This is a genomic window from Sunxiuqinia dokdonensis (assembly GCF_001270965.1).
In the GTDB taxonomy this organism is placed as follows: domain Bacteria; phylum Bacteroidota; class Bacteroidia; order Bacteroidales; family Prolixibacteraceae; genus Sunxiuqinia; species Sunxiuqinia dokdonensis.
Genome location: NZ_LGIA01000091.1, coordinates 1 through 4360, shown reverse-complemented (window position 1 = coordinate 4360; position 4360 = coordinate 1). Strand labels below are relative to the sequence as shown.

Genomic DNA, 4360 nt, shown 5'->3' with positions numbered 1-4360 from the left:
GCAGCGGTGCGAATCAACCTACCGCCACCAGAGTTGGTTCCACTGGCCTGCACAATCCACGAAGCAATTTTAGGTACCAGCGCCATACCCACGATTCCACAGACGGGAACGACCAGGTTGGAGACAAAAAACAGCGAGGGCTGGTAAAATAGCATCGAATGGATCAGGGCAATTTCCTGGTCCAGCACAAAGATCAGTACTTCCTGTACCAGCGATAAAATGATCAGGGCGATGGGCAGATACAGGTTCACATTGATAAAACGGGCGATCCACTGCAGGTAGTTATCCTGAAAGCCGTCAAAAATGGACAGCGCAAAGACCAGCGGACCAAAGACCACCAGCAGCACACAAAACACGGTTCGGAGAAAGGCAATCAGGTAAACCAGCACCTCAAACAAGGATTCCAGCAGCTGCCGGGTGGCATTCATCATGTAAAAATTGATCTGGTGCTGAAGGGCACGACCGCTGACAATATTGTAGGTGGTCAACAACAGGTTGATTCCCTTGTCCCAGAGCGCGGCCTCTTTCTCCTCATTTTCATAGAAAAGTGGCATGTCCACCGCCAGGATGGCATCCTGCTTCTCCTCCAGCTTCTCGGCTACCAGGTGTTTCTTGTCGGCATAAATGGCTTCCGACAGTCGGGTCAGTCCCTTGGTGGGAACCATCAGCAGGTTGACAAAGGGGCCCCAGAAGCTGATCACCAGCACCAGGGCAAAAGGGCGCAGCAACGGAAGCAGGTAGACGGGATTGTCAGCAATCAGTTGTTCATAGATGCGCTTGGCAATATAGAAGAAGGCGGCAATCCCGCCAATAGCCCGGGCCATATCCACCAGCAGGCCGGCCTGGTCAATCCCGGCATCGACCAGCAAATCGGTGAAACTGAAAAAACCGTCAGTAGTGATAATTTGTAAAAGCATAAAAATTAAGATTAAAGCCCCTCCTAACCTCCCCAAAGGGGAGAGACAAAGGCAAAATGAAATTGTAAATTGTAAATAGATCAATCGTCAATCCGCTTTATTCTTTTAGAAAGCCATAGGATTGGTTAGCGTTATGGGCATAGATGCGGTAATACTGGATTTTCTGAATGGTGTAGTCCGTCTCTCCGCTCAGCTCATTGAGCGCTTTGCTGATCGCTGCAAAAGCCTCCACCTTCTCCCCGTGATCCGTTTGCAGCAGGTTGACCATCAGAAAGCGAAGCAGCAAATCATCGGCCTCCTGTTGAAGGATCTTTTTAATGGGTGTGGTCTGTTCCACCTGCTCCAGTTGCCGGATTTTATCGTACAGCCGGATAAACCGGTTGGCCAGCCCATAGATATCCGGAAGCTCATCAGAGCGGGCTTGGAACAGTCGCTGCTCAATGGCCTGTTCCAGTTCCTTATTGCTCTTGATCCGGGTAGTTTCTTCACTCCGGCTTTTCATTTTTGATTGTTCCAACAGCCTGGCGACAATGCGCAGTAAACCGGTTTTAGTTTCTCCGGCGTAAGCTTCAGAATCAGACACCGGCAAAGCCCCCAGCTCCACATAGTAATGGGTAGGCCACGTACGGACAAAAACGTGCGGCTTTGGAATCAGCCAACCCTTGAAGGCCACAAAACTCAGCGGGTAGCTGTCGTTCATCTCCGGGTAATAGCCATGCCAGGGTTTGACATTCAGACGCTGGGCGTTGGCCTGTTTAGGGAATACGGCAGTGGCAACCACGACGCTCATGGTCAATCCAAGTAAGGGCAAAATAAGTTTCATAATGATTTGCTTTTAACGATGTTTAGAATTTAGAAACGCAAAAATTCGCTATTGATAAAGGCTGTAATACAGGGCAAAGCTTTCCAGCTTGTCGCTTTCAAAACTTTTCAGATAGGAGGCATACAACAGCTTATTGTAGAGGTAGCAGATGGTGCCGTAGTGCCGGCGGACATCCTCGTAAATTCCGTTGATGGTATCGTAGCGCTGCTTGTCATCCATCAGGAATTGCCGGTCCTTCAATATCGTATTCAGAATACCGGTGGCCAGCTGGCGGCTGTCGTCCAGGATCAAATCAAAGGACTGCACAATCACCACCGCCTGCTGGTCTGTGAAGTTCTCATCCTGAACCAGCCTGGGCAGCTTTTCGGTGTAGATTTCCATGATCTTTTCCAGCATGTCCCGGGTGTGCTTGACGCGCTTATAGTCTTTGATCAGCCCGGAAACCTGCTCCACACTTTCCAGCAGTTTCTGATCAATCCCCAGCAGTTCACCCGTCAAGCCTTTGATATCGCCATTCAGGGCTTCAATCAAAATATTGTACCAGTTGATTTTGGACAGGATCCCCTTCTCTTGCGTCCAAAGGGCCTCGCGCTGAATTCCGGCACCCACATCCGTGACCGGGGCCTGGCCGATGGCGGTTTTAGGGGAAATTCCCAGAAGGGCCAGTGTCACCGCCAGTAACAAGATTGTTGTTTTGTTCTTTCCTATCATGGTGTTGTTTTTGAAGTTCATGTCAAATGGATATTAAGGTTTCTAAAAAAGATGCCCGGGAGCCCCCGGAAAGCGTTTTCAGGACCGTCTCCTTTTCGGCTTGCTCCGAGGTGTAACAGAAGTATTCCGCCCGGCTGACTTCCAGTGCAAAAACCCGCGAATAACTGCCCAGGCCGATAAAAACTTCTTTGAGTTTTCGGTCCGCCGGCAGGTTTTTATTGATCGACAGGATCTGCTCCTTTTGGAACTCCGACAGTCCGAGGGTCTGGCTGATTTGCCCGAACTTGTTTTTGAATTTTCCCATGTCCAGCAGAATTCGCGTGTCGGCATTGTCGATAATGGCATCCCGGATCACCGGCGAGGAGATCACATCATCCACTTCCTGGGTAACTACCATGGCCTCACCAAAAAACTTGCGGATGGTTTTAAAAAAATACTTGATGTAACCGGCCATCTGCGGCGTGGCAATGGCTTTCCAGGCTTCCTCAATGCAAATGACCTTGCGCACGCCCTTCAGCTGGCGCATCTTCTGAAGGAAAATATCCATGATAATCAGCGTGGCCACGGGGAAAATTACCGGGTGATCCTTGATTGAGTCCAATTCAAAAACCAGAAACGGGCACCGGAAAAACTCATCGGTCTGCATGGGCTTGTTCAGCAGGTAGTCATATTCCCCTCCCCGGTAATATTTCGAGAGGATAAAAAAGAACTCGGCGCTGTTAAAGTCCAGTTGCTGCGCCCTGACCAGCCCGGGAATAAATTCCAGGCAAAACTCGTAATAGCCATCAAAAGAACGTTCGGGGCCTTTGGTTTTGAAAAACTCGGACAGCGAACGGGCAATGACATCCTTTTCCATCTCCGTCAGGTTCTCTTTGTAAATCGTGTAGATCACCGACAGGATGGTTTGCCTGCGTTCCACGTCGAGAGAGCCGGTCAGTACAAAGGGGTTAAAGGAGATCGGGTTCTCGGAGGTGAATTCCACCATCATCGCCCCACCACGCTCCTTCAGCCGCTCATCCAGGTAGCGGGTCAGCAGTTCATAGCTGCGACCCACATCCAGCAGAACCACATGACAGTTTTCACTTTCGGCATATTGGCGTAGCAAATGGTTGGTGAAAAACGATTTTCCGGAGCCGGATCCACCGATCACCAGCTTGTTGCGGTTGTGGATCAGGTGCCTGTCCATCGGTTCATCCGAAAGATCAATCTTAACCGGGCAGCCTTCCTCGCGGTTGGACAGGTAGAGGGTAAAATCCGAATCCGAGCTTCGAATCGCTCCTTCAAAATTGGTCAGACAGCAAGCCTGAGGCACCTGGGTGATGAAGGCTTCCGTTTCCGGCAGTTGGGTTGAAAAGGGTACGCAGGCAAAAAACAATAGTGGCAAATCAAATGAATGCTGGTAGGGAAAACAATTCATCAGCGAAAAAGCCGAAGCAGTTTCGCTTTTGTGTTGCTTGAGCCGTTGCAGGGAGTCGTCAAAAAGCAGCACATTGAAATGAGTTTTCACCAGCTTCTCTCCCGTGGTTTGCACGGTATCCAGGAACTGCTCAATCAGCCCGGAATTCACCTTGTTTTCCGAGGAGAAGCGCGACAGGCTGTAGATCTTCTTGTAGCTGTCTTCCAGCATGGCCTTGGTCTGCTGCTGGTCGGGTACATAGATAAACTGGTTGGTCAGGTGCGAAAACGGCAGCTTCCAACTCACCGGGTGTACAAAGGAAACAGGCAGCTGAGTTCGCGGATGGTTTCCCGCCGGACGCAGTTCTCCCGGCAGATGGGAAAAATCACTTAAACTGAGGATTTCCACAAACTGGTCCATCACCCGGAGGCGGTCCCGAAAATCGATGCCGCCCAACACCGGCTGCCCTTCCCTGAAATTTAGGGTCAGGTAACGCTCAATCAGTCCGGGTGT

The 4360-nt window shown here is 50.4% G+C and carries 4 protein-coding genes; all 4 read right to left on the bottom strand.

Annotated elements, in window-relative coordinates; genetic code table 11:
• The coding region (locus tag NC99_RS07135) for a hypothetical protein (protein WP_053181529.1) at positions 1 to 917 on the bottom strand (917 nt) is incomplete at its 3' end.
• Between the two features lie 97 nt (positions 918 to 1014).
• On the bottom strand, positions 1015 to 1740 hold the full coding sequence (locus tag NC99_RS07130; RefSeq protein ID WP_053181526.1) for a hypothetical protein: 726 nt from the start codon (positions 1738 to 1740) through the stop codon (positions 1015 to 1017).
• Positions 1741 to 1788: 48 nt separating this feature from the next.
• Complete coding sequence (locus NC99_RS07125; protein WP_157624603.1) at positions 1789 to 2451, bottom strand: hypothetical protein; 663 nt, start codon at positions 2449 to 2451, stop codon at positions 1789 to 1791.
• Between the two features lie 22 nt (positions 2452 to 2473).
• Positions 2474 to 4360, bottom strand: a 1887-nt coding sequence (locus NC99_RS07120) for a TraG family conjugative transposon ATPase (protein ID WP_053181520.1), incomplete at its 5' end; no start/stop codon positions are given.

Excerpts from the sequence above, each read along its gene's own strand:
- NC99_RS07125 (WP_157624603.1), bottom strand. The coding sequence starts at position 2,451 with ATGATAGGAAAGAACAAAACAACAATCTTGTTACTGGCGGTGACACTG.
- NC99_RS07130 (WP_053181526.1), bottom strand. The coding sequence starts at position 1,740 with ATGAAACTTATTTTGCCCTTACTTGGATTGACCATGAGCGTCGTGGTT.